Origin of the sequence: Ensifer sp. ENS07 (genome assembly GCF_014852185.1) — a bacterium.
In the GTDB taxonomy this organism is placed as follows: domain Bacteria; phylum Pseudomonadota; class Alphaproteobacteria; order Rhizobiales; family Rhizobiaceae; genus Ensifer; species Ensifer adhaerens.
This window is the reverse complement of record NZ_JACVBE010000001.1, coordinates 127,563-150,494: the sequence shown is the minus strand read 5'-3', so window position 1 is coordinate 150,494 and position 22,932 is coordinate 127,563. Positions and strand designations below refer to the sequence as shown.

Genomic DNA, 22,932 nt, shown 5'->3' with positions numbered 1-22,932 from the left:
GCGGCGCTTGGTCTTCAAACGATCGTGAAAAGCTCAGGGCAGTGGCCCGGGGAACATGTCGTTGCGCCCGTCATAGCGCTCGATTTCCAGCGTGAAGACATCGACCCCCTCGATGCAGCGCGCATTGATCGAGATCTTGTTATCCGGATAGCCGCTGCGCATGATCGGAGTCGAACAGGTCGGGCAGAAATGGTGCCCCTCGTTGAGGCCGCGCCAGATGTAGCTCGACAGGCGGCGCTTTTCGGTCAAGAGCTTTACCTTTGCGGCATCCACCTTCCAATGCAGGAAGCCGGAGCGCCGGCAGGTGGAGCAGTTGCAGTCGACGAGCCCACCAAGCTCTTCGTCGACTTCGACGGCGATATCGCCGCAATGGCACGAAAGCCGATAGGGTCGCTGCATGGTTCAGGTCCGAATCCGTTGATTGAGACTACAACCATCCATTGAGCGCCGTGGAGCCGTCAAGCCCAGCATGGCACTCAGCGGTAGATGTCGAGCGTCCGGTTGCGGTGGTTCGGATGGCTGCTGTAGACGAAGATACGATTGAGGTCGCGGTCCGTCAGCATGCGCAGGAAGCGCGCCTCGATGACGTTGTTGGCATGCACCCGCTTCAACAGGCAGCCGACCATCTGGATGCGTGCGCTCGGGATATCCAGGTAGAAATTCTGTGGCAGCTGGTACTGCGTGAGGATGCTGATCAGCGCGCCGCTTTTCGAAAGCTTGATGATTTCGCAGCGACGAGAGCTCAGTTGCGTCATGCCCTTCTCAGTGTATTCGATGCGCGCCTCGTTTCGCGTGTCCTCCATCGGGAAGCTGGTCTCCCGATCGTACATGAAGGACTCTTCCTTGTTCAGGAAGTGCTGCAAGACAGGTGCCGCGCCGTTCATCGAAATGCCTTTCCATATCCCCTTTTGATACAGACTAGCGGCAGAGATTTAACAGACGGTTGGTCCGACGACCGGATGAAAAACCGCCCGGCAAAAACCGGGCGGAGCAAGTTCGTGACCAGGAATCTTGGTTACGCAATCCTCAACGCAAAGCCGCTTCGCACGTTTCCTTGGAAGTAGGCCGCAACTCCGGACGGAAAACCGCTTCGCACTTTTCCTGCAATTGCTTCAGACGCGGTAGCTGCGGCCCTCGTCGTTGAAGAGGTGTAGCTTGGCCTTGTCGGCCGTGAAGCGCACCTTGTCGCCGCGGTGAACCGGCAGGATGCCGGGGATCTTGGCGATGATCGGCTCCTTGTCGACGAGACCCTCGATATAGAGCAGGGTCACTTCGCCGAGCGCCTCGACGATCGAGATCGTGCCTTCGAACAGGAAGTCGTCGCCTGTCGAGACCTGCAGGTCTTCCGGGCGAACGCCGAAACTCGCAATCTTGCCGTTCTGCGAGGAGTCGGTCGGGATATCGAGCGTCACGCTCTTGCCGCCGGTCAGCTTCACCGTCGTCTGCGCGCCGGTCGCCGTGATCGTCGAAGGGATGATGTTCATCGCCGGCGAGCCGATGAAGCGCGCGACGAACAGATTGGCCGGACGCTCATAGAGTTCGAGCGGCGGGCCTACCTGCTCGATGTGCCCCTGCGACAGCACGACGATGCGGTCGGCGAGCGTCATTGCCTCCACCTGGTCGTGGGTGACGTAGATCATCGTCGTGCCCGCCATCTGTTCGCTGAGCTTGGCGATCTCGATGCGGGTGGCGACACGAAGGGCCGCGTCGAGGTTCGAGAGCGGCTCGTCGAACAGGAAGACCTTGGGGTCACGGCAGATGGCGCGGCCGATGGCGACGCGCTGTCTCTGCCCGCCGGAGAGCGCCTTCGGCAGACGGTCGAGATACTTGGTCAGCTGCAGGATATCGGCGGCGTTGCGCACGCGACGGTCGATCTCTTCCTTGCTTTCCTTGGCGATCCGCATGCCGAAAGCCATGTTGTCGTAGACGGTCATGTGCGGATAGAGCGCATAGGACTGGAACACCATGGCGATGCCGCGCTTCGACGGGGGCACGGTGTTGACGCGCTCGCCGTCGATGAACATGTCGCCGCCAGTGATCTCCTCGAGACCGGCGATCATGCGCAGAAGCGTCGACTTTCCACAGCCGGACGGGCCGACGAAAACGATGAACTCGCCCTGCTTGATGTCGAGATTGATGCCGTGAATGACATCGACCGCGCCGTAGGACTTGCGGATATCTTTAAGCAGCAGACCCGTCATTGCACCCTCCTCTTCGGTTCTTCCCGTCTATCTCTGTTGTCATCTGCCTTCACACCAGCCGCGCGAAGTAGGCGCCCCAGGCCGGCAGATGCACCGTTCCGTTCTTGACCTCGGACACGAAGCCGTGCCCTTCCAATGCAGCCACCGGCTCGTTCGGCAGCGTGGCCGCAGCCGGCACGCCGCTCATGTTGAACAGGCAGAAAAGCTTCTCGTTGCCGTGGCTGCGCACGAAAGCAAGCACCGAGCCGTCCGTGCTCAGGAACTCGATCTCGCCCTTGGCAAACGCCGGATACGCCTTGCGGAAATGCAGGAAGCGACGGTAGTGCTCGAGTACCGAGGCCGGATCGCCCTGCTGCGCCGACACGGCGCGCTTGAGGTGTTCCGCCGGCACCGGCAGCCAGGGTTTTGCGCTGCCGAAGCCGCCATTGACCGTGGCACCGTCCCAGACCATCGGTGTGCGGCAACCGTCGCGACCCTTGAAATCCGGCCAGAACTGGATGCCATAGGGATCCTTCAGGTCTTCATAGGCAAGCTCGGCTTCCGACAGCGCCAGTTCCTCGCCCTGATAGATGCAGACCGAGCCGCGCAGCGACATCAGAAGGCTCGCAAGCAGTTTCGCATGAGCGTCGCGATCGGCAACGCCCGCTCCCCAGCGGCTGACATGGCGCACGACGTCATGGTTCGAGAAGGCCCAGCAGGCCCAACCTTCTGGCGCCGCCTTCTGGAAGTTTCGGAGAACCTCGGCGACCGTCGCCGGTGTCAGCGGATCCGGCGCCAAGAATTCGAAGGCGTAGCACATCTGCATCTTGTCGCCGCCGGAGGTATATTCGCCGGCGATCTCCAGACCGCGCTGGCTGTCGCCGACTTCGCCGACCGCAGCGATCGCCGGGAACTCGTCCATAACGGCGCGGAAGCGCTTCAGGAACTCGAGGTTCTCCGGCTGGTTCTTGTCGTAGAGATGTTCCTGATAGTTGTAGGGGTTGACCGCCGGTGCGGTCTGGGCGTTACGGCGCTCCGGCGCCAGCGCCGGATTGTCGCGCAGCTGCTTGTCGTGGAAATAGAAGTTGATGGTGTCGAGGCGGAAGCCGTCGACGCCGCGCTCCAGCCAGAAACGCTCGACGGCCAGCAGTGCATCCTGCACTTCCGGATTGTGCAGGTTGAGGTCCGGCTGCGAGGTCAGGAAGTTGTGCATGTAATATTGCAGGCGCGTCGGATCCCACGCCCAGGCCGAGCCGCCGAAGATCGACAGCCAGTTATTGGGCGGGGTGCCGTCCGGCCTGGAATCAGCCCAGACGTACCAATCAGCCTTCGCGTTCGTCCGGCTCGACCGACTTTCGACGAACCAGGGATGCTGGTCCGACGTGTGCGAGAGAACAAGGTCGATCATCACCCGGATGCCAAGGCGGTGCGCCTCGGCTATGACCGCGTCGAAGTCGGCAAGGCTGCCGAAGATCGGGTCGACATCGCTATAGTTGGAGACGTCATAACCGAAGTCCTTCATCGGCGAGGTGAAGAACGGCGAAATCCAGATTGCGTCGGCACCGAGGGCGGCAATATGCGGCAAGCGGGTAACGATGCCCTTGAGGTCACCGATGCCGTCGCCGTTGGAGTCCTGGTAGGAGCGCGGATAGATCTGGTAGATCACCGCGCCGCGCCACCAATCCCGATCGGCCTGCAAAGTGGAAGTGCTCATTTCGGTCATGCTCATTGTCGTCGAAAGTCCTCAGATGTCAGCCGCCCTTGACCGAGCCCGCCAGCAGGCCGCGCACGAGATAGCGCTGCAGGCTGAAGAAGACGATCAGCGGAACGATGATGGTAATGAAGGCGGAGGCCGTCAGGATCTCCCAGTTGCCGCCGCGTGAACCGAGCAAGTTGACGAGCCGGCCGGTCAGGACCAGTTCGTCGGGCCCCGCGCCCAGGAACACGATGGCGACCAGCAGGTCGTTCCAGGTCCACAGGAACTGGAAGATCGCGAAGGAAGCGAGCGCCGGGAAGGACAGAGGCAGGATGATCTTGACGAAGATATCGAAATCGCTGGCGCCATCGACGCGGGCGGATTCCATGATTTCGCGCGGCAGGCCGGCCATGTAGTTGCGAAGCAGATAGATCGCCAGCGGCAGGCCGAAACCGGTATGGGCGAGCCAAATGCCGACATAGGTCTTGGCCGGCACGCCAAAGAAGGCGCCGACGCCGTTATAGAGCTTCAAGAGCGGGATCAGCGACATCTGCAGCGGCACGACGAGGAGGCCGACGACCACGGCGATCAGGATCGCACGGCCCGGAAACGGCATCCAGGCAAGCGCATAGGCCGCGAAGGCGGCGATCATGATCGGGATGATGGTCGCTGGCACGGCGACCGTCAGCGAATTGATGAAGGAGCGGCCGATGCCTTCGGCGCTCAGGACTTCGACATAGTTGTCGAAGGTAAAGCGCGGCGGCGATGATGCGGTGACGAAGACGCGCTGGCCGCGCGATCCTTCCATCTTCTTGTCGGAAACGATCTCGAAGTTGCCGTCGGCCTGAACGGTCAGTTTCTCGCCGTCGTTGAGCTCGGCGGTTTCGCCGGCCTTGAACGCAGTCGGCTCACGGCTGTTGAAGCCGAAGGCGGAGATCTGGCCCGGCTGACCTTCGAGCAGATTGCCGGAGATCACGAACTTGCCGTCGCGCTCCACCTGGCTTTCGGGGCCGGGCGCTCTCACGACGGTGTTCTGCGACGAAGTCGAAAGGGAAGTCCACCAGCCGGAAACGGCGAGCTGGTCCTTGTCGCGCAGCGACGAGATCAGAAGGCCTGCGGTCGGCAGCGTCCACAGTGCGACGATCAGAAAGACCGAGAGGTGGACGACCCACATGAGGGGAGAACGTGTCGCTGGATTCATCTCAGTGCCCCTTCATTTCCTTGGCCGCATTGCGGATGTTCCAGACCATGATCGGAATGACGAGGATCATGATGACGACGGCGATCGCAGCCCCGCGGCCGAAGTCGCCGCCACCGCGGAACATCCAGTCGAACATGAGGTTGGCGAGCACCTGGCTCTGCCACTGGCCATTGGTCATCGCGAGCACGATATCGAAGACCTTCAGCACCAGGATGGTGATGGTCGTCCAGACGACGGCGATCGTGCCCCAGATCTGCGGTACCATGATCTTGAAGAAGATCTGCCAGCCATTGGCGCCGTCGATGACGGCGGCCTCGATCGTTTCCTCCGGAATGCCGCGAAGGGCTGCCGACAGGATGACCATGGCAAAACCCGTCTGGATCCAGACGAGGATCGCCATCAGGAAGAAGTTGTTCCAGAAGGGCAGCGTGATCCAGGCCTGCGGGGCGCCGCCGAAAGCAACGACGATGGCATTCAGCAGGCCGATCTGTTCTGCACCCTCGGGGCGGAAATCATAGATGAACTTCCAGATGACCGCGGCACCGACAAACGAGATCGCCATCGGCATGAAGATCAGGGTCTTGGCGATATTGCCCCACCAGATCCGGTCGGTGAGCGCCGCGATGACGAGACCGAAGAAGGTCGAGAGCGCCGGGACGACGAGCAGCCAGAGGAAGTTGTTGTAAATCGACTGGCGGAATTCGCCGTCGTTGACCATCCAGGCATAGTTGCTGACGCCGACGAAATTCTGACCCGCGCGGTCGTGGAAACTGTACCAGAGCGACATGATCACCGGGTAGATGAGGTAGGTCGCCAGAGCAAAGAGCGCGGGTGCGAGGAACAGCCACGGGCGGATGGCATTGGTGATGCGCAGGTTTCGCGAGGCGACCACACCTGATTTTCCCTTGGACGGGAAGATCAGGTCGAGAACAAGGCTGGTTCCCCAGAAATAGGCAGCGCAGCCGAGCACCCCGGCCAGCATGAACCCCGCAGCAGCGGCTAGCTGATAAAACATGACATGTCCCTCCCCTTGGGTGCACGTCCCCGTGCAGGGCTGGCGATTGTCGCCGTTCTCATTGGGGCGCGCGGCCTCTCAAGGGTTGGGGGCGGAAACGCACGGAGACCGCAACGCTTTTCCTCGTCCCGCCCTGGCAGCGAACCCGGGTCGGCAACGGGCGGCATTGCTGCCGCCCGTCATCTGTTGTTACTTGATGGCGTCCCAGGCCTTCTGCACGCCGTCCGCGACGTCGGCCGACGACTTGCCGCCGACGAAATCGACCATGCCGGTCCAGAACGCACCGGCGCCAATCTTGCCAGGCATCAGGTCCGAACCGTCGAAGCGGAAGGTGGTGGCGTTCAGAAGAATCTCGCCCTGCTTCTTCAGCGGCGGGTTGCCGTAGGTGTCGACATTGACGCTCTTGTAGGGCGTCAGGAAGCTCGTCTGCGCCATCCAGACTTCATGGGCGATCGGGGTCTTCAGGAACTCGATGAAGGCGCGTGCAGCCGGCGTGTCCTTGGTGATCATCGCCAGCGTGCCGGCGCCGAGCACCGGATTGCCGAGATCCTTCTTGCTCTCGTAAGGCGGCATGTAGAAGAAGTCGGCATCCTCGCCGATCTCCGTGCCCTCGGGGAAGAAGGACGGGATGAACGACGCCTGGTGGTGCAGGTAGCACTTCGGCGGCGAGGCAAAGAGGCCCTTCGGGCTGTCGCGGAAGTCGGTCGAGGCAACCGCTGCTGCACCGCCATCGACGAACTTGTCGTTCTTGGCGAACCAACCGAACTCGTCGATCGCACCGACGACGGCTGGATCGGTGAACGGGATCTCGTTCTTCACCCACTTGTCGTAGACGTCGGCTGGCTGCGTACGCAACATCATGTCTTCCACCCAGTCGGTGGCCGGCCAGCCGGTGGCACCACCGGAGCCAAGGCCGATGCACCAGGGCTTGCCGCCATCGGCGGCGATCTTCTCTGTCAGCGCCTTCAGCTCTTCCATGGTCTTCGGCACTTCGTAGCCGGCGTCCTCGAAGTTCTCCGGCGAGTACCACACGAGCGACTTCACGTCGATCTTGTAGGGGAACGCAAAGAGCGCAGCATTGCCGTCCTTGCCCTTGTAGGTCGACAGATCGACCCAGGACTGACCGGCGGCATAGTTGTCGAGCAGCCACTTCTGGGTTTCGTCGCCGAGCGGCGTCAGGTAGCCCTTGGAGGCGAGATCGGCGATCAGACCCGGCTGCGGGAGGATCGAGATTTCGGAGGGGCTGCCGGCCTGGGTGTCGATGACGATCTGCTGCTCGTAGTTTTCAGACGAGGAGTACTTGATCTCGGCGCCCGTCGCTTCGGTGAAGTAGGCATAGACGCTCTTGAACAGCGCCTCGTCTTCGCCGCGCCAGGGGCCGAAGATCGTCAGCGTCTGGCCCTTAAGGTCGTGGCCCTTCTTGAACTCCTCGAAGCTCGCCCAGTTGAACTTCGTATCTTCGCCCGGCTTGAATTTGAGGTCGGCGGCGCCGGCTGCACCTGCAATCAGGGCAAAGGCGGCCACGCCCAACAGCAATGATCTCTTCACGTTCTTCTCCTCCCAAAGATGAACCCGGATCCCGCCGGGCAGACGACAATGCGCGAAAAATTCAAAGCGCTTTGAGTTCGCTAACAAACCATTGCGACACGCGCGGAGTCAAGAGCTTTCCCATCGCTGTTCTCCATGCGACGTATTTGTGCCCTGCGGTAACGTTTTGCACCGCGCAATAGTTGAATTCCGCTTTGTTGCTCGAAAAACGGATGCTACACAAACCGGAGGGCGCTGGGGCCAAACACCAAAAATCATATGGGTATCCAAAGCGCTTTGAGAGGAATCCCGACCATGGCGGTCAATCTCAAGCAATTGGCGGAGCTGCTCGGCCTGTCACAGACGACGGTCAGCCGGGCGCTGAACGGCTATCCGGAAGTCAACGCCGAAACCCGTCAGCGCGTGCTGCAGGCCGTGCGTGAGACCGGCTACAGGCCGAACCGCGCAGCGCAGCGATTGGCCACCGGCAAGGCCTATTCGATCGGCATGGTCATGCCGATCGCGCCCGGCATCGATTCCGACGTACATTTCGGCGAGTTTCTGGCAGGGCTGGCGGAAGAGGCGGTCAAGCACGACTTCCACTTCGTGCTCAATCCGAGCGCGCCGGAGGACGAGGAGGTGACCTTCCGGCGCCTGGCGGCCAGCGGCAATGTCGATGCGCTTTTCCTCGCCTATATGCGCGCCAACGACCCGCGCATCGCCATGTTGAAATCGCTCTCGATCCCCTTCGTCGTGCACGGCCGGTCGATTGGCGAAAGCCGCGACTATCCGTTCCTCGACATCGACAATACGAGTGCCTTTTACGACGCGACACGGCTGCTTATACAGCTCGGACACCAGCGGATTGCGCTGATCAACGGGCCGGAATATCTGGCTTTTTCCATTCGCCGGAAAAAAGGCATGCTGCGGGCGCTCGCCGAACACGGCCTTTCGCTCGACGAGGCGCTTGTCCAGCATTCGCTGATGACCGACGAGCACGGCTACCGCAGCATGCAGCCCTTCCTGCAGCACGCGCAGCCGCCGACGGCGGTGCTCTGTTCAAGTACGGTGCTGGCGCTTGGCGCTGTCAGGGCGATCAACCAGGCGGGCTTGAAAATCGGCGAAGACATTTCGCTGATCGCCCATGACGACGTCTTGCCGATGCTGAAGCCCGAAAATTTCAGCATCCCGCTGACAACGACACGCTCGTCGCTGCGGGCCGCCGGGGCGCGTATCGCCACACGGCTGATCGGCGGCATCCTGAAGCGCGGCGACTATCCGGAGCAGGAACTCTGGCGCGCCGAACTCATCGTGCGCGCCTCGACCGGACCTGCCCCGCAAAAATGAAAACGCGCCGCAATCGCGACGCGTCTCATCATCCCATATGAGCCAGGATCAGAAGCGCGGCGGCTTGCGGCCGGCCTTGCGATAGGCGGCAATCACGGTGTTGGCCATCAGCATGGCGATGGTCATCGGTCCGACGCCACCCGGCACCGGCGTGATCACGCCTGCAACCTCGGCGGCTTCCGCAAAGGCGACGTCGCCGACGAGTTTGGACTTGCCCTCCCCCTTCTCCGGCGCTGGTACGCGGTTGATACCGACGTCGATGACCGTCGCGCCCGGCTTCACCCAGTCGGCCTTCACCATTTCGGGGCGTCCGACGGCGGCAACGAGGATATCGGCGTTGCGGCAGACGGCGGCCAGATCCTTGGTGCGCGAATGGGCGGTCGTCACCGTCGCGTTGGCGGCAAGCAGCAGCGCTGACATCGGCTTGCCGAACAGGTTCGAGCGACCGATGACGACAGCGTTCAGACCGGAGAGATCGTCGCCATGGGTCTGGCGCACGAAGACCATGGCGCCGGCCGGCGTGCAGGAGACGAGACCGCCTTCGAGATCGCCGGTCGCAAGCTTGCCGGCATTGACGACGTGCAGGCCGTCGACGTCTTTTTCGGGCAGGATCGACTGAATGATCGGCTCGGAATTCAGATGTTTCGGCAGCGGAAGCTGCACGAGGATGCCGTGGATAGAGGGATCGGCGTTGAGTTTAGCCACGAGTGCAGCGAGCTCTTCCTGGGTCGTTGCCTCGGCCAAGGTGTGCTGGACCGACAGGAAACCGCACTCCTTGGCCATCTTGCTCTTGGAAGAAACATAAGCGTGGCTTGCCGGATCGTCGCCGACGATCACGACCGCGAGACCTGCGCGAACACCCGCATCCGTTTCGAGCGCACGGGTCGCGGCCTTCACGCTTTCGATCACCGAAGCGGCGACCTTCTTGCCATCAATCACAGTCGTCACGGCATGTTCCTCCTGGCTTCCTGTTCACGCGGCATACTCTAGTTCGCCTCAGAGAAGGCGATGGCCTCAACGCGCCCTATGCTGTCCCAAACGCATAAATGCAAGAGGCGACAACGAGGTTGGCTGCCGTTTCGAGTGCCCCGATGATATTTCCTCTCAAGACTGAGAGGTGCACGTGGTTTCGCCGAAAGCCGTGAGGTCTCAGCCTCACAAGACGTTCGCGAATGAAGCGTGCCTCTCCGCCCGTCGTATCAACGGCGCGCGAGCTTCTGGCGGGAATAGTGCTCGACGCGAGACCTCAGCGCGCGAAGGCCTTCCTGGACCTTGGCGATGTCGGCGTCATCCTCGTCTACGGTCTGCGGCACAGGCTGAGCCGTGACCGGACCCGCCGTTGCGCTCCTGCGAGCAACGGCATAGGCAGCGTTCAGCGATTGTGCATGGTGCGCAGCCGGACTGAACTGCGGCGGCAGCTCGAGCTTGGCCGAAGCCGGATCAGGCTGCGGCTGCTGGCGCCGTGTGGGCTCGGGGCCGCCATCGGGTTCCGGCGGCTCGGGCGCCTCATCGTCCTCGGCCTTCCGGGTTGCGGGAAACAATCCGTTCAAGCTGCGATAGATGCCGAGCAGCACGCCGAGGCCGAGGCCGGCAAAGAAACCCGCCATGGTGGCGGCGATCAGGATGATCTTGCGGGAGGGCCCTTTTGCCTGCAGCGCCGGCTCGGCCTTGGAGATCACCCGGATGTTCTTCGCGGTCAGCTTTTCCTCTTCGCGCGTCTCGCCGGCGCGCTTCAGGAAGGATTCGTAGATCTCGCGGGTCGCCGCCGCTTTTCGCTGCAGCTCGCGCAACTCGACGAATTCGGCGGAGGAATCGATCTGGCGCGCCTTCTGGACGGCAAGCTGCTGCACGAGGTCCTGTTCCGTTCGCTGGGCGCGGTCAAGCTCGGTCCCCGCCGCAGCCGCGATGCGGCGCAACTCGTTGGCGATCTCCGAGCGCGACGACTCGAGTGCCTGCTGAACGGCGATGCGTTGCGGATGGCGGGGCCCGAGGCTCGCATCAAGGGCGCTCAGTTGCGCCCTGGTCGCCGCGTATTGCTTGCGCAGTTCGGAGAGCGCCAGCGAACTGATTTCCTCGGGATAGGCGCCCGTCAGAACATCGGTGAGCTGCACCTTGCCGGACGCCTCGGCCTTGGCTTTCGCCTCGGCGATGCGATTGCGGGCCGCAGCGACCTGATCACTGAGGCTGAGGAGCTGCTTGTCGGCGATCAATTCGCCGCCGGCGCCGACAATGTCGTTGCTCGCCTTGTAATCCTCGACGGCCTTTTCGGCCGCGTCCAGTTCAGCCTTCAGTTCCTTGATACGCGCGTCGAGCGCAACCGTCGTCTTCTGGAAGAAGCCGGATTGCGCGGCGGTCTCCTCGCCGAGGAACGTGTCCACCAATCGGTTGGCAATCAGTGCCGACTTCTCGGGATCCCTGGTCTTCGCCTCAATGGTGACGATGAAGGTTTTCGGATCGCGCCAGACCTGAATTGCCTCGCCCAAGGTCTTCAGGACGCGCGCGGACGCGTCGCCACCGGCTCCCTTGCCGGCGAATTCCGGGTCCTTTTCCAGATCGAGACTGGCCGCGACCTTTTCCATAACCGTTCGCGAGCGCAACACTTCGAGCTGGCTGTCGACAATGGCGAGAATGCCTTCGGTTGCGAGCGATTGTTTCGACAGGTCGGAATCCGTCAGCCGCACTTCGCGCGGATCGACGTAGAGCTTGCTTTCGGAAACGAAGACGCTGGGCGTCGACAACGCCAGCAGGACGCCACCGACGGCGCCGAGCGCCGTGGTCGCGAGAATGATCTTGCGGAGCTGCCAGACCGCGCGCACCACGGTCTTGATATCCACGAGCGGGCGGTCACCTGCGGCTCGCCCGTCGGCTGTCACTCCCGGCGCAGCCCCCTCAGGCGGACTATCGGCAAGCCAGCGCGCAAACTTGCCACGCATGCCGCCGAGGCCGGGTTGGTTACGGGCGGCGGGTGCCTTGGCTGTCGGCCGCACCGTTTCGCCGCGCGGGGGCTGACCTTTCGAGTGGTTTTCGCGCCGGGCCGCTGATTGATTGGCTGATCCACCGGAACCGGACAGACGACCGAGCAAGGACGAGCCTGCACCCTGCGGGTCGGCGGTGCGCCTGTCTCGCGCACGCGCGGGGTCGCGCGCGTCCTCTGCTGCAAAATCGAGCAACGATGCACGCGGAACCGGGCGTTTCTCGTCGTCGATGTTGAACATGACTGATCCCGCGGCTGCCGAAACGGCGAATTCCGAATAGTGAAGCCAACCTAAGGAAACATGGAAAACAAATCGTTAATTTCGGCGGGAAGTGACGGCGCGAACGGCGTGATCTCACGCCTTATTAAGCTTTCCCGCCTATGACGGAGAGACGAGCGCAATTCCAGGCGAACGCTTTGCGCGCCCTGCCCTTGGAACTGTGAGATATCAAGGAGATAGAGCGTTTCCATCGGCATCGAGCGGGAAACGCGCTACTGGAAATGTCGGCCGTGCCCCATCGCATCAAAGCGCTTTATCTCCGCCACCGGGCGCTCATCCACGCTTACCTCTCGATGACCGGAGGTTCGGCGGGCCGGCTCGTGCTGTCGCTCGTCTATTTCATCGCCGTTGCCAACACGCTCGCCATCGCCGATTTCGGGTTGTTCGCGACCGCGTCTGCCGCCGGCATCATGATATCGCGCGTGCTTGCCTTCGGCTTCATGTCGCCGCTCTATCGGGTCGCGACCGTAAAGCCGCTGCTTGTCGGCACCTATAGCGCCGGCTTTCTGGTCGGCGCGGTGCTGTCGCTGCCGTTGATCGCAATCATCTGCGCGATCACCTTCCTCGCCCTCTTTTCCCGCGACATGGCTGCCGGCACTTTTGCTGCCTTCATGCTGGCCGAGATCCTCTGCTGGCGCGGGCTGGAGACCGCCGTCATCGTGCTGAACGGTCTCGGTCGCTTCGGGCGCGGCGCCCTCCTCGTGGTGATCGGAACGGCGATCCGCACCGCCGCTGCCGTGCTCCTTGCGTTGCTCCCCTGGAAAACGCTCGAAGCCTGGTCCTACCTCTATCTGCTTGCGAATGCGCTCGGCCTTCTGGTGGCCCTTCTCTGGTTCTACCCGCCTGTCCGGCTGCGCTGGCAGCCACGGCTTTACTTCCGGCGCTGGGCGGATTCGGTGTCGGTCGCCGGCGCCGAGGTGCTGTTCTACATCCAATCGGAGTTCGACAAGATTGCGGTACTCGCCATTGGCGGGCCGGCGGTGTCCGGCCTCTATGCCATCCTGATGCGGCTGGCGGACCTGACGGCGCTGCCGGTGCGGTCATTCAACACCTTGCTCGTCCAGCGCATCATGCGAACGCCCGAGGCGATTGCCCGCTGGCGCGTCCGGCTCTCGATCGAACTCCTGGTGGCGCTTGCGTCCTTTGCCGCCATCGCGGCCATGGCATTCTATCTGTGGGTCTTCCCCGATGGGCTCGGGCGCAACGTGTCGGCAGCCGCGCCGATTGTCGCGATGATCGTGCTCGTGCCCTCGTTCCGCAACCTGATCGAGTACCACTCCGAACTGCTCTACGCGACCGGCCGCACTGTGCGGCGCATGCTGAACCTGTTGATTGCTGGCGTCGTCAAGGTGGGGCTGCTGGTTCTGTTGCTGCAGACGACGGCCGACGTCGCGACCTGGGCGCCGGCGCTCAACGGGATCTTCCTGGTCCTCTACGCGCTCTCGTTCGGACTGACCTATTCGGCGCTCAGAAAGCCGGCTGATCGGGTCATCTGAAGCAAGACAGATGCCTCAGGCCGCGAGTTCGAACACCGCCCGGCGAATATCGTCGAGATCGTGGCCGACGAAGGACTGCACGCCGATGCCGACCTGATGCGGCGCCATGTCCTTCAAGAACGCCCTGAGACCGGAGAGATCCTGCCGGTAGCTGTCTTCGAACCAGAGCACATGACAGAGCGCGGCATCAGAGGGAACATGACCTTCCCCGCCCAGCACCTCGTCGACGAAGCGCCCGTAGATCGTGCATTCGGAGAAGGCGCGGGTGCGGGTCATCGCCCTCACCCAGTTCCGACCGTGCAGCGTCTCGATGTGCTCGAGCAGCTTGCGGCTGGTATCGGTGCGCCACGCGATCAGCGTGTTGATATAGTCGTTGGCCGGCAACGTGTAGGGGCCGATCCCGAGAAGCCTGTCGGAATGGGCGAGCCATTCGAGATGGTTGGAGCGCATTTGCGCATTAATCGCCCCGTCCTTGCGGTAGAGCGTCAACCGCTCTCCCTGCCAGAGGCTGGCGGGATCGAAGGCGCGCAGGAAGACGACATCGGAATCGACGGCAAACATCGCCGCCTCGTCGATGTGGCGCGCGAGCACCAGGCGGCGAAGCTGTTGGGCATGCCAGCCACGCAGCGGCAGGCCAAAGGGGCTGAGCCACAGCTTCCGGCGGCCGCCCGAAAGCGGGTCGGTGACGGGATGCAGCCACCAGGGCAGGAGATCGCGTTCGCTGATAACCTGGCGTCTGGAGCCCTCCAGTTGCCGGAAGAGCTTAACGTCGAAATCGGCAACCAGCAGATAGTGCTTCCAATCGCCCTGAAGCTTGCGGTCCATGCTTTCGCACATCAGCCGGCAGCGCTCGAAGTCATTGGCGTAGGACGCTGTGACAATGGCTGTGCGCATGGTCTGACCGTTCACGATGTTCCCGTCCGAAGGCTGGTGTCGGCGACGTTTTCCCGCGCCCGCCCCGACAGCTTGTGCCAGAGGACGTAAAACAGGAAAAGCGGGTTTCCGAGGACATAGCGACGCCACATGCGCCGCGGCTCGACCGCCAGGCGAAAGAACCATTCCAGCCGCATCCGGCGCAGGAACTTCGGCGCCCGCGGAAACGCCTCGGCGACGAAATCGAAGAGCGCGCCGACGGTAATGACCAGCCGGGCGTCCTGCGGCCCCACATGGGCATCGACCCATTTCTCCTGACCGGGGCTTCCCATCGCCACCAGCAGGATATCAGCGTTCAGCGCCCGGACATCGGCAAGCACTTGCTGGGAGTGGTCACGATCGAAGAACCCGTCGGAAACGGGGAGGAACTCGTGCCATGGCGCGTGCCTGCGAAAATTCTCGGCCGCGCGCGCAAGCACCTTCGCACGGGCGCCGATCATCGCAACGCGCAGCGGCCGGTCGATGAAGGTCAGCAGCGCCGGCACGAAGTCCGTGCCGTTGAGATTGGCCGGGAACATGCTGCCGTAAAAGAGATAGGAAGCGATATCGACGCCGTGACCGTCGGGAAAGACGACCTGGCGGCCGAGGACCTCGCGGTACTCGCCGTCGCGCATCATCAGGTTGGCATTGTTGGCGTTGAGGAAGGCGAGCGTTGTTTGCCCGCCCGGGCGCGACAGCGCGTCGGCCGCAAAGGCAAAGGCGCTCTCCCAATCGAAATCGACCACCGGCATGCCCAGGATGAGGCGCCTGGACAGGGCGGTGTTCGCGCCGGCGGTCGTCTTGGTCACGACCGCCCCCCGTCATGGACCTTCAGCTCGGGCGGAACCGAGGGTGTCTCGGCCGAGGCACTCGGAGCGAGGCCGGCCAGCACATTGCGCATGACCCGCATCAGCTTCGCCTTCTGGGCGCGATGGAAGACCGAACCGTCAAGGCGTTGGCGGTCGCCGCCGCGCGCGCGGGTGACCTTGTCGACCAACAGGCGCGCGAACTCGGCCGGATCTTCGGCCGCGGCGCAATTCTCAGGAAGCGCCTCGATGCCGCGCAACGACGCCTGCGTCGCCACGGATGGCATGCCAAGCTCAAAGGTCTCGATGCTCTTCAGCTGGACGCCCGTACCGCCCCGGCTGACGAGCGGTATGACGGCACTTTCCGTGACGAAGGCGCGTGCATCAGGAACCCGTCCGACGAAGCGAACACCGGGATGGGAAACCGCCGGTATGCCGTCCATCTGGCCGGCAATCGCGATCGAAAGATCCTGCGGCAGATGCGGTACGACCTCGGCGAGAAACCAGTCGAGCCCCAATCGGTTCGGCCGCCAGCTCCAGGTCCCGATCAAGCCGAGGTCCTGCTGGAGCTCGGCTGCTTCTGTCGGCACTACTGCCGCATCCCAACCGGTGACCAGAGGCAGCACGAAGGCCCGGTCGCTGACGGCGCGGCCGAAGCCGAAGCGATCGGCCTCCGCAAACGTCCAGACGGCCACCGCATTCTGCGCCAGTTGCTGCTCGTAGCGTTCGAGATACTGCGCCTCGCGCCGGAAAAGAAAGCGTTCGACCGTACCCTTGGCCCGCTCGGCACTCTCAAAGGCAGAATCCGCCTCGACATTGTGCGCGACATAGATCGACGGATGGGGGCGGAAAACCTGCTGGAAAGCGGCCGGCAGTTGCACCGAGTTGAGCACGAGACCGTCGAACGGAGCGAGGCTCTCGAGGATCGACTGAATCCGGCTCGACGACACCACCAGCATCTTGCCGGATGAGACGGTCGTGCGGTTGAGGAAGGCCGTCGCGAGCCAGCTCAACTTCTGCCACGTTCCAACCTTGGCATTGGTGACTTCCAGCTCGCCGAGAAAATGCATATCGCAATCGGGCGCGGGCACGCGTCCCGGCTGGAGAAAACCAATGACGCTGACGCGGTGACCGAGCGCGCGCAGACCGTCGAGCACAGCCCGGTTGGCAATGTCGAAACCGGACGCCGGATTGGCGACGGGAACGAGCGAAGAGACCAGGACCAGATGCATTTTGCCACGCGTCATGAATGGAACTGCGGCCTTCATTAGCAGCATGGGGTGAAGGAGCGCTTAAAGACCCCTTTCAAAATATGCCGCCAGGGTTCAGCATCTGTTTAGGAAGATTTGCTGTATTGCGACACAATTTTGCTTTTACAGGTTTCGCCATGACGACGACCGGCCAGGACATTTCCGTCTACTTCCGGACAGAGCTGGAAGACGCCGGCGACATCGAACTCGTCGTCGTGCTGCCGACGTTCCGTCGGCCGGACCATGTCGTCAAGACGCTGAAAACCATTGTTTCCCAAAGGCCTGACATCTCCTACGCCACGGTCGTCGTCGAAAACGATGCCGACGGGCTGGCCGGGGCTGCGGCGGCAAAAGACTTCTTCCTGGGACATCCTTCGGATTCTGTCGTGATCGTCGCGCATCAGCGCGGAAACTGCCACGCCTACAATGCCGGCTGGGCGACGGCGCTCCAAACCTACCCGAACCTCAAGGCGATCGCGATCATCGACGACGACGAAGTGGCGGCGCCCGAATGGCTCGATTGCCTCATCGCGGCACAGGAAACGACCGGTGCCGATATGGTCGGCGGCCCGCAGCTTCCGGTTTTCGAAGGCGATGGCGGGCAGAAGTGGAAACGCCATCCGGTCTTCACGCCCCATTATGACGCGACCGGGCCGGTGCCCATCCTTTATTCCTCCGGCAACGTGCTCGTTACGCGTGGAGTGCTGGACACGATGCCGCAACCCTTCCTGGATCCCGCCTTCAACTTCATCGGCGGCGGCGATGCGGATTTCTACAGCCGCTGCAAGGCGAAAGGGTTTTCCTTCGCCTGGGCAACCGACGCCTGGGTTGCCGAGACCGTGCCCGCCCGCCGCACCAGCGCATCCTGGATCAGGGCGCGCAGCCTCAGGAACGGCGCGATCTCGACGATGCTCGAACATCGGCGTGACCCGAGCTTCAAAGGCCGGCTCAGGACCTTCGGCAAATCGCTGGCGCTGCTTGGCGCATCGGTGCCGCGCGGGCTGGAACTGTGGAACAAGAGCGGGCTGGCAGCGGCCGGACTATACCACTTCTATGTGGCGATCGGCCGGCTGATGGCGGAACTCGGCCTCATCAACGAGCAGTACCGCACCCCGGAAAAGAACTGACGGATGCCGCCTCGTCGAGGGCAAGCGGCCGAGCGGAAACCCACCCGGGCGTCCCTTCCAACAATCATCAGTGCGCGCTGCTTGCCTTGACGGCGCCTTCAGGCAACTTGTCGCCGGCGACGTTGCCGTTCCTGTCGGTGATCGGGACCGGCTTTTGCCGCGGCACATTCTGGCTGTTGGCGACGCGTTTGACGTCTTCCTTGGTCAGATATTCGAGCTGCTCGACGAGCACCTCGGTAATCACCTCGTCGCCGAGCTTCTTGTTCAGGCCGTCCTTTACCGTCGTCTTGAAGGTGGGCAGGTCGAACGTACCGGTGTCGGCGATGTCGATGAATTTCGAACCGACGAGCAAATCGTAGAGCTCATCGGTAACCATCTGGCGCAGTGGCGCGCGAAGATTGTTGATCCCCTCCTTGGTGGCGGAGAAGGAAAGCTTGGTCAGGAAATAGCCCTGAACGGAACCATCCCGGATGACCGGAATGGTGATCATCTCACCGGGAACATATTGCTCCGATGCGCGCCGGGCAGCCTCGCCGTCCGGGACGGCGGGCGCGGAGGCGCTTTGCATCGAGAAGTAGACGGATCCGAGCGTGACCGCGCAGACCCAGACCCCGGTGAAAACGAGCTTCAGCATCAGAAATCGCTATAGCGGAACTGCGCTTCGGAATAGATGCCGTCCGCATCGGCATCCTGGGCGGCGGTCTTCAGGAGGTCGACGACGGCGCGAACGGCTTCGAGATGGGCCTCGACCTTCTGCGAATTGACCGACAGCTTTTCGCGCAGGTGCAGAGCATGCGAGGAGAAAGCCGAAGAGTTTTCGCCCGGCAGCATGTCACGGTGCAGCATCGTCAGTTCGTAGAGGCAACGGCTCTTGTGCGCGTTCGATGTCTTGATATCGAATTCCGGGTCGATGCCGATCCGGCTGTTCTCGTTGTCGAGGATCATTTCCAGGCGGCCGAGCACGTTCTGGATCCGGACGTCATTGGATGCCATGGCTTCCATGAATCAACTCCCATTTGGATCACGATGATTTCTGGTCGGATCGACCGGATTCTCAAGCGCGATCTATTCCTATGAATTAGAGCGAAGTGCGGACGGAAAACTGCAAGCAGTTCCCCCACCCCGCCCTAGGCTTGCTTGTTCTTGTCGTTGTCGGTCGTAAAGCCGGTCAGCGTCTTGCGCTCGTATTCCTGCACGAGGCTTGCGGCGAGGTTTCGGCTGTTACCGTCCAGCGATGCCTGAACCCGATCGGTGCCTTCGGCGCCCGCGAGCTGTTCGGCAATGCCGATGCCACCGCTCTTGGAGATCACGTCGCCGATCTGCTCGGCCATCATGCTCTTCCAGATATCACCCGCATTGCCCTTGCCGAAAACGTTCTCGCTATCGGTCGGCAGCATCGACTTCACGAAGTTCTGCAGCACCATGGCCTCGAACTTGCGATAGGTCTCCGGAATCTTCTTCTGTTCGACGCGGTTGTTGAGGTCGCCGAGCCCGCTCGAACCTTCCGGCGACAGATTGAGAACGTTGACGGCAGCGGCAAAGCCGTTGCCGTTTTCCGCCAGACTCGTCGCCTTGAACGCGGCACGGTTGGCCTTCAACCGCGCCTGCGCTTCCTGCACTTCGGTGGGGTCGGCGGCGCGCACGACATCCATCACCAGATCGCTGGGCGGAGAGATGGCCATGACGAATCCTCTCAAAATCGAGCCTGGGCATTGGTCGGCCCGGATCCGCTCCGCCATCGGAGCAAACCGGGAATGACGTACTATCGCCCGTCAAGCTTACGGGAAGCTGGCGCGTTGCCCGTAACGTGTTGATCGATCAGGTCGTAGATGGAATTGTCGGCCTCTTCGCGGTCCTCGGACTGGCGGGCCTCCTTCATGTTTTCCTCGAGCCGGTCGGCTTTCGCGCGCTCCCTCAGCATGCGCGCCTCGTGCGTTTGCTGGATGCCGTGCAGCATCTGGTCCTTCTGCACAAGCCGTCCGATCTGCGAGGAATAGTGGCCGGAGAACATGCGGTGCATCGGATGAGCCGAGCCCATGGCATCGACGACGACATCGATCGTCTCAGCCAGGACCTCGCGCTGCCGCACCATCTCAATGAAATCCGCCTCCGCCATCTGCTCCAGATGGCGTTGGACGGCGACCAGGCGCTTGAGCTTCTGCGAGCGGGTCTTCATGCGGCTATCCTCCCTGCATGACCAGCGCGAAACCGTCGCCGAACAGGCGCAGCATCGCAGCGATACCGAGATAGAGCAGGAACAAGCCGCCCATGATCAGATAGGGCTGCGAGATGAAGTAGATCGGGATCTGCGGCGCCAGCTTGTTCACCATGCCGATCGCCACGTTGAAAAGCAGGCCATAGATGATGAAGGGGCTCGCGAGCCTCAACATGATCATGAAGATCTGCGCCAGCGAATCCGTGAGCGTGATCAGCACACCCTGCGGATCGAAGGGAGTGCCGATCGGCATGGCCCGATAGGATTGAACGATCGCCTCGATCATCACATGATGGAAATCCAGCATGAACAGCACCATCAGGCCGGCGAAGCTGATCAAGCTGGTCACCTGGTTTTCGGGCGTATCTTCGATCACGTCCGACGATGGCGGCGAGGCAAAGCCCATCAACATGGTGATCGCCGTTCCGGTGAACTGCAGTCCAAGGACATAGTAGCGGGCGACAAGGCCCATGACCGCGCCGACCGCCGTCTCGGCGGCGATCAAATAGATGTAGCTGTGCCCCTTGCCGGTTACCTGCGGATAGATGTCCGTCCACATGACCGGCAGGATCGCCATGGAAACCGCGACTGCAATGAACAGCCGCACCTGCATCGGAACGCGCGCGCTGGAGAACCCGGGCATGATCATGATGCAGCCGCCGATCCGGCAGAAGGCCGCAAACAGCGCCAGCACCGTGCCCTCCGGGTCGGTGATCATGAAATGGAGCCGATGATCTTGATCTCAAGGCCCTTGGCAAGCTCGACATGCGAGAGCACGGGCAAGGTGGCAAAGAGGCGCTCGATGATCATGCGCACATAAGAACGGGATTCGGGCGAACTTACCAGCACGAAGGGCATGCCGCGATCGAGATGTTCACGGATAACTTTCGTCGCCTGCTCGCTGAACTCTTCGAGGTGACGCGGATCGATGTCGAACTCGACGACCTCGCCCTTGGCGTCGCGCTTCAGCGCCTGGTGGAAGACCATGTCCCACTTGTTGCCGAGCCTGAGCACGCGCAGGACGCCGTTGTCGGCGAGGTCGCCGCAAAGCTGCTGCGACATGCGCACGCGCACATGCTCGACGATCTGCTCAGTCTTGCGTACATGCGGCGCGAGTTCGGCGACCGCTTCAAGGATCAGATGCAGGTTGCGGATCGAGACACGCTCGGCAAGCAGCAATTTCAACACCGCCTGCAGGCCCGAATAGGACATGTGCGAGGTGCAGATTTCGTCGGCGAGCTTGCGGTACTCCGGATCGAGCCGCTCGATCAGCACCTTGACGTCCTTATAGGAAAGCAGGTGCGGCAGGTTGTTGCGGATCACTTCGCTCAAATGCGTCAACACCACCGAGACGTTATCGATCGGATGGAAGCCTTCGCGCTTGAGGTCCTCGGTAAAGGTTTCGAGGATCGAGACCGCCGGCATGCCGAAGGCGGGTTCGCGGATCTCGTCGCCCGGAACACTCGGCCGGCGACCGCCGCCGGTGACCACCAGGACTTCGCCGACGCGCACCGTGTTGGACGCGATCGTCGTGCCGTGGATGCGGATGTGGTAGGCCTTGTCCGGAATGCTGATGTCGTCCGAAACCTTGATCTCCGGAATGACGAGGCCGTACTGGCCAGCAAACTTGCGGCGCATCTTGCCCACGCGGAAGGCGAGTTCCTGGTGTGCGCCAAGCAGGCGGGTCGAGACCTGCTTGCCGAGAAGCAGCTCGATCTCAGCGGTCTTCAGCACCGACTTGACCGAATCTTGCTCGCCTTCCTTGGTCTGCTGGACCTTGGCCGCCTCTTCGGCGCGACGCGCGGCATTGGCAGCCTCGATCTGGCGCGGCACGAGCCAGCTCAGGAACGCCATGCCGCCGCCGAGCACGGCGAAGGGCAGGAACGGCAGGCCGGGAACGACCGCCAGGAGAATGATAAGACCGGAGGCGACCATCAGCGCCTTCGGATAGCCGCCGAGCTGCCCGACCACCGCCTGGTCGGTGGAGCCGGCCGTGCCGCCGCGCGACACCAGAAGGCCGGCGGCGAGCGAGACGATGAGCGCCGGGATCTGCGAGACGAGACCGTCGCCGACCGAGAGCTTGACGAAAACGTCGGCCGCTTCGCCGATCGGCATGCCATGACGCAGGTAACCGATGATGATGCCGCCGAAGATGTTGATCGCGGTGATGATCAGGCCGGCGATCGCATCGCCGCGCACGAACTTGGAAGCACCGTCCATGGCGCCGTAGAAGGAGCTTTCTTCCTCGAGCTCACGCCGGCGGCGCTGTGCTTCCTTCTCGTCGATCAGGCCCGCCGACAGGTCGGCGTCGATCGACATCTGCTTGCCGGGGATCGCATCGAGGGTGAAGCGCGCGCCGACTTCGGCGATACGCGTCGCACCCTTGGTGATGACGATGAAGTTCACGGTGATGAGGATCAGGAAGACGATCAGACCGATGACAAAATCGCCGGACATGACGAGGCTGGCAAAGCCGGAAATGACGCCGCCGGCAGCGCCGTGGCCCTCGTGGCCGTGCGAAAGGATGACTCGGGTGGTGGCGATGTTCAACGCCAGGCGCACCATGGTCGAGATCAGCAGGATGGTCGGGAACGAGGAGAACTCGAGCGGACGCTGGATCCACAGCGAGACCATCAGGATCAGCACGGAAAAGGCGATCGAGAACGCGAGCCCCATGTCGATCAGGAAGGGCGGGATGGGCAGGAAGAGGATCGACAGGATCGCGACGATCCCGAGCGCGAAGCCGACGTCCCGGCCCTTCGGTGCTACTTTCGGGATGATCAGCGCTGCTTGCTGTGCCATGTCTCTTCCGTCTCATCATGAGATCAAGGCAGCATTCACACGCGCTGCCCCACTATAGAGACGGAGATAGCGACCCAAGCTTGCGCGAGGGTTTCATGCCGCCG

21 protein-coding genes are annotated in these 22,932 nt (G+C 62.4%); 3 read left to right on the top strand and 18 right to left on the bottom strand.

The genetic code is table 11. The features are described 5' to 3' along the window. Positions 1–33 precede the first annotated feature (33 nt). From IB277_RS00720 to IB277_RS00690, 7 genes are all read right to left on the bottom strand, one after another. Positions 34–399 (bottom strand): GFA family protein, encoded by a 366-nt coding sequence (locus tag IB277_RS00720; RefSeq protein ID WP_090294950.1) that lies wholly within the window; start codon positions 397–399, stop codon positions 34–36. A 77-nt stretch (positions 400–476) separates the two neighbouring features. Continuing rightward, positions 477–884, bottom strand: coding sequence for a hypothetical protein (locus tag IB277_RS00715; RefSeq protein ID WP_034800789.1), 408 nt, complete (start codon positions 882–884; stop codon positions 477–479). Between the two features lie 228 nt (positions 885–1,112). Continuing rightward, the gene (locus IB277_RS00710; protein WP_060516511.1) at positions 1,113–2,201 is read right to left on the bottom strand and encodes an ABC transporter ATP-binding protein; all 1,089 of its coding nucleotides are present in this window, start codon (positions 2,199–2,201) and stop codon (positions 1,113–1,115) included. Between the two features lie 49 nt (positions 2,202–2,250). Further along, positions 2,251–3,903: an alpha-glucosidase family protein gene (locus tag IB277_RS00705; protein WP_371589640.1), complete on the bottom strand. Its 1,653-nt coding sequence runs from the start codon at positions 3,901–3,903 to the stop codon at positions 2,251–2,253. A 28-nt stretch (positions 3,904–3,931) separates the two neighbouring features. Beyond that, the gene (locus tag IB277_RS00700) at positions 3,932–5,077 is read right to left on the bottom strand and encodes a carbohydrate ABC transporter permease (protein ID WP_089044685.1); all 1,146 of its coding nucleotides are present in this window, start codon (positions 5,075–5,077) and stop codon (positions 3,932–3,934) included. 1 nt (position 5,078) lies between these two features. Further along, positions 5,079–6,092: a carbohydrate ABC transporter permease gene (locus tag IB277_RS00695; protein WP_060516515.1), complete on the bottom strand. Its 1,014-nt coding sequence runs from the start codon at positions 6,090–6,092 to the stop codon at positions 5,079–5,081. A gap of 189 nt (positions 6,093–6,281) precedes the next feature. Then, the gene (locus IB277_RS00690) at positions 6,282–7,640 is read right to left on the bottom strand and encodes an ABC transporter substrate-binding protein (RefSeq protein ID WP_192370672.1); all 1,359 of its coding nucleotides are present in this window, start codon (positions 7,638–7,640) and stop codon (positions 6,282–6,284) included. A 294-nt stretch (positions 7,641–7,934) separates the two neighbouring features. Between IB277_RS00690 and IB277_RS00685 the strand changes: the two genes are divergently transcribed. Continuing rightward, positions 7,935–8,966, top strand: coding sequence for a substrate-binding domain-containing protein (locus tag IB277_RS00685; protein ID WP_034800775.1), 1,032 nt, complete (start codon positions 7,935–7,937; stop codon positions 8,964–8,966). A gap of 48 nt (positions 8,967–9,014) precedes the next feature. On the opposite strand, the gene folD is transcribed toward IB277_RS00685, so the two are convergent. Further along, on the bottom strand, positions 9,015–9,914 hold the full coding sequence (gene folD / locus IB277_RS00680) for a bifunctional methylenetetrahydrofolate dehydrogenase/methenyltetrahydrofolate cyclohydrolase FolD (RefSeq protein ID WP_034800773.1): 900 nt from the start codon (positions 9,912–9,914) through the stop codon (positions 9,015–9,017). A 251-nt stretch (positions 9,915–10,165) separates the two neighbouring features. Next, positions 10,166–12,181 (bottom strand): GumC family protein, encoded by a 2,016-nt coding sequence (locus IB277_RS00675; protein WP_090294955.1) that lies wholly within the window; start codon positions 12,179–12,181, stop codon positions 10,166–10,168. Between the two features lie 260 nt (positions 12,182–12,441). Between IB277_RS00675 and IB277_RS00670 the strand changes: the two genes are divergently transcribed. Beyond that, entirely contained in the window at positions 12,442–13,716 is a 1,275-nt protein-coding gene (locus IB277_RS00670; RefSeq protein WP_090294957.1) for a lipopolysaccharide biosynthesis protein, read from the top strand. A 15-nt stretch (positions 13,717–13,731) separates the two neighbouring features. Here IB277_RS00670 and IB277_RS00665 read toward each other — a convergent pair whose 3' ends face one another. Genes IB277_RS00665 through IB277_RS00655 form a run of 3 tightly spaced genes read right to left on the bottom strand, consistent with a single transcriptional unit; the run spans position 13,732 to position 16,681 of the window. After that, entirely contained in the window at positions 13,732–14,610 is an 879-nt protein-coding gene (locus IB277_RS00665; protein ID WP_060584341.1) for a DUF6492 family protein, read from the bottom strand. 11 nt (positions 14,611–14,621) lie between these two features. Then, positions 14,622–15,437: a WecB/TagA/CpsF family glycosyltransferase gene (locus IB277_RS00660; protein ID WP_244546720.1), complete on the bottom strand. Its 816-nt coding sequence runs from the start codon at positions 15,435–15,437 to the stop codon at positions 14,622–14,624. Beyond that, complete coding sequence (locus tag IB277_RS00655; RefSeq protein WP_244546721.1) at positions 15,434–16,681, bottom strand: glycosyltransferase family 4 protein; 1,248 nt, start codon at positions 16,679–16,681, stop codon at positions 15,434–15,436. The genes IB277_RS00660 and IB277_RS00655 overlap by 4 nt, the downstream gene beginning before the upstream one ends. 140 nt (positions 16,682–16,821) lie before the next feature. On the opposite strand from IB277_RS00655, the gene IB277_RS00650 reads away from it, so the two are divergent. After that, positions 16,822–17,811 carry a glycosyltransferase family 2 protein gene (locus tag IB277_RS00650; RefSeq protein WP_090295131.1) on the top strand — a complete coding sequence of 330 codons (990 nt, stop codon included), beginning with the start codon at positions 16,822–16,824 and terminating at the stop codon, positions 17,809–17,811. A 67-nt stretch (positions 17,812–17,878) separates the two neighbouring features. Here the strand turns inward: IB277_RS00650 and IB277_RS00645 are convergent, their stop codons facing one another. The 6 genes from IB277_RS00645 to flhA form a co-directional block, all read right to left on the bottom strand. Continuing rightward, positions 17,879–18,445: a hypothetical protein gene (locus IB277_RS00645; protein ID WP_060601879.1), complete on the bottom strand. Its 567-nt coding sequence runs from the start codon at positions 18,443–18,445 to the stop codon at positions 17,879–17,881. Continuing rightward, a complete protein-coding gene (locus tag IB277_RS00640; protein WP_034800762.1) occupies positions 18,445–18,813 on the bottom strand; it encodes a hypothetical protein in 369 nt (122 codons plus the stop codon). Before IB277_RS00640 ends, IB277_RS00645 begins: the two co-directional genes overlap by 1 nt. A 125-nt stretch (positions 18,814–18,938) precedes the next feature. Beyond that, positions 18,939–19,493 (bottom strand): rod-binding protein, encoded by a 555-nt coding sequence (locus IB277_RS00635; RefSeq protein ID WP_090294958.1) that lies wholly within the window; start codon positions 19,491–19,493, stop codon positions 18,939–18,941. Positions 19,494–19,573: 80 nt separating this feature from the next. Next, positions 19,574–19,987, bottom strand: a complete 414-nt coding sequence (locus IB277_RS00630) for a hypothetical protein (protein ID WP_090294960.1) — start codon at positions 19,985–19,987, stop codon at positions 19,574–19,576. Between the two features lie 4 nt (positions 19,988–19,991). Beyond that, on the bottom strand, positions 19,992–20,744 hold the full coding sequence (gene fliR / locus IB277_RS00625) for a flagellar biosynthetic protein FliR (protein WP_034800756.1): 753 nt from the start codon (positions 20,742–20,744) through the stop codon (positions 19,992–19,994). Then, positions 20,741–22,828: a flagellar biosynthesis protein FlhA gene (gene flhA, locus IB277_RS00620; protein ID WP_034800753.1), complete on the bottom strand. Its 2,088-nt coding sequence runs from the start codon at positions 22,826–22,828 to the stop codon at positions 20,741–20,743. The genes fliR and flhA overlap by 4 nt, the downstream gene beginning before the upstream one ends. Positions 22,829–22,932: the final 104 nt, after the last annotated feature.

Excerpts from the sequence above, each read along its gene's own strand:
- IB277_RS00705 (WP_371589640.1), bottom strand. The coding sequence starts at position 3,903 with ATGACCGAAATGAGCACTTCCACTTTGCAGGCCGATCGGGATTGGTGG.
- flhA (WP_034800753.1), bottom strand. The coding sequence starts at position 22,828 with ATGGCACAGCAAGCAGCGCTGATCATCCCGAAAGTAGCACCGAAGGGC.
- IB277_RS00715 (WP_034800789.1), bottom strand. The coding sequence starts at position 884 with ATGAACGGCGCGGCACCTGTCTTGCAGCACTTCCTGAACAAGGAAGAG.
- IB277_RS00655 (WP_244546721.1), bottom strand. The coding sequence starts at position 16,681 with ATGACGCGTGGCAAAATGCATCTGGTCCTGGTCTCTTCGCTCGTTCCC.
- IB277_RS00670 (WP_090294957.1), top strand. The coding sequence starts at position 12,442 with ATGTCGGCCGTGCCCCATCGCATCAAAGCGCTTTATCTCCGCCACCGG.
- IB277_RS00700 (WP_089044685.1), bottom strand. The coding sequence starts at position 5,077 with ATGAATCCAGCGACACGTTCTCCCCTCATGTGGGTCGTCCACCTCTCG.
- IB277_RS00630 (WP_090294960.1), bottom strand. The coding sequence starts at position 19,987 with ATGAAGACCCGCTCGCAGAAGCTCAAGCGCCTGGTCGCCGTCCAACGC.
- IB277_RS00665 (WP_060584341.1), bottom strand. The coding sequence starts at position 14,610 with ATGCGCACAGCCATTGTCACAGCGTCCTACGCCAATGACTTCGAGCGC.
- fliR (WP_034800756.1), bottom strand. The coding sequence starts at position 20,744 with ATGATCACCGACCCGGAGGGCACGGTGCTGGCGCTGTTTGCGGCCTTC.
- IB277_RS00635 (WP_090294958.1), bottom strand. The coding sequence starts at position 19,493 with ATGGCCATCTCTCCGCCCAGCGATCTGGTGATGGATGTCGTGCGCGCC.
- IB277_RS00710 (WP_060516511.1), bottom strand. The coding sequence starts at position 2,201 with ATGACGGGTCTGCTGCTTAAAGATATCCGCAAGTCCTACGGCGCGGTC.
- IB277_RS00695 (WP_060516515.1), bottom strand. The coding sequence starts at position 6,092 with ATGTTTTATCAGCTAGCCGCTGCTGCGGGGTTCATGCTGGCCGGGGTG.
- IB277_RS00645 (WP_060601879.1), bottom strand. The coding sequence starts at position 18,445 with ATGCTGAAGCTCGTTTTCACCGGGGTCTGGGTCTGCGCGGTCACGCTC.
- IB277_RS00650 (WP_090295131.1), top strand. The coding sequence starts at position 16,822 with ATGACGACGACCGGCCAGGACATTTCCGTCTACTTCCGGACAGAGCTG.
- IB277_RS00720 (WP_090294950.1), bottom strand. The coding sequence starts at position 399 with ATGCAGCGACCCTATCGGCTTTCGTGCCATTGCGGCGATATCGCCGTC.
- IB277_RS00685 (WP_034800775.1), top strand. The coding sequence starts at position 7,935 with ATGGCGGTCAATCTCAAGCAATTGGCGGAGCTGCTCGGCCTGTCACAG.
- IB277_RS00675 (WP_090294955.1), bottom strand. The coding sequence starts at position 12,181 with ATGTTCAACATCGACGACGAGAAACGCCCGGTTCCGCGTGCATCGTTG.
- IB277_RS00640 (WP_034800762.1), bottom strand. The coding sequence starts at position 18,813 with ATGGAAGCCATGGCATCCAATGACGTCCGGATCCAGAACGTGCTCGGC.